General features: G+C 65.9%; 2 protein-coding genes. One reads left to right on the top strand and one right to left on the bottom strand.

The annotated features are described in order from the left end of the window. On the bottom strand, positions 1-707 hold a 707-nt coding region (locus AKI01S_RS48600; RefSeq protein ID WP_067833938.1), incomplete at its 3' end, for an oxidoreductase. A 131-nt stretch (positions 708-838) separates the two neighbouring features. On the opposite strand from AKI01S_RS48600, the gene AKI01S_RS48595 reads away from it, so the two are divergent. Further along, positions 839-1,176, top strand: a 338-nt coding sequence (locus AKI01S_RS48595; protein ID WP_067833935.1) for a winged helix-turn-helix transcriptional regulator, incomplete at its 3' end; no start/stop codon positions are given.

Genomic DNA, 1,176 nt, shown 5'->3' with positions numbered 1-1,176 from the left:
TCCAGTCGAGCGGCGACCGCCGAGAGCGCCGAGGACTGAAGCGGGGTGAAGCCCCCGAGCGGAAAGAAGGGCACATAAGCAACACCGTCGGTGGCGAGCCGGTCGATGAGCTTGTCGTCGTGGCGGTGGGCGAGGTTGTACATGTTCTGCACGCACACGATCGGCGCGATGCTCTGTGCCTCGGTGACCTGCTCCTCGGTGGCGTTGCTGATCCCGAGGTGGCGGATCAGGCCCTGCTGCTGGAGTTCGACGAGCGTCTCGAACGCCTCGGCGAGCGAGCCGGGCTGGGGGCCTTCGGCGTTGCCGAGTCGGAGGTTGACCAGGTCGAGTACGTCGAGGCGGAGGGATTTGAGGTTGTCGTGGACCTGGCGGCGCAGATCTTGGGGTCGGCGGGCTGTAGGCCAGCCGCCCTGTTCGTCGCGGGTCGCACCCACCTTGGTCACGATGTGCAGCGACTCGGGATAGGGGTGCAGTGCCTCGCGGATCAACTCGTTGGTGACGCGCGGCCCGTAGGCGTCGCTGGTGTCGATGTGTGTGACACCGAGGGCGACCGCTTCACGCAGCACGGCCAGGGCACCCTCGCGATCGGCGGGCGGCCCCATGACCCACGGGCCGGCCAGTTGCATGGCGCCGTAGCCGAACCGGGTGACGGTCAGGTCACCCAGAGTCCAGGTGCCGCCGGGAAGAGAGAGGGAGGGTGTGCTCATCTTGTTGCCTTTCGTCGTGCACTTGGGGGTGGCGCCTGCTGCCTCCCTGCATCAGCATTGGAGAGAAACTTCCTGCCGGGAAGTAGGCACTTGGGAGTGCGTAACCCACCCATCGGTGAGAGGTGCGATCAGTGACGACGATGAAGGCGGCCCAGAAGAGGGCTCAGGCCAAGGTGGAGTACAACGCGTTCCTGGCAGGGTGCCCCAGCCGGCAACTGCTCGACCGAATCTCGGACAAGTGGGTCGTTCTGATCCTGTGTGCGCTGGGCGGCGACAACAACCCTGGCCAGCCCGGCGCAGCACACGCAGACGCTCCGAAGGCGATGCGTTACTCCGAGATCTCTCGTCTTCTGGCCGGGGTCAGCCAGAAGATGCTGACCCAGACGCTACGGTCGCTGGAGCACGATGGTCTGCTCACCCGTACCGTGACGCCAACCGTCCCTGTCACCGTCTCCTACGAGCTGACCGA

The organism is Actinomadura kijaniata NBRC 14229 (assembly GCF_001552175.1).
Classification (GTDB): domain Bacteria; phylum Actinomycetota; class Actinomycetes; order Streptosporangiales; family Streptosporangiaceae; genus Spirillospora; species Spirillospora kijaniata.
Note: the sequence above shows the minus strand (reverse complement) of the source record. Positions and strands in the feature narration are given on the sequence as shown.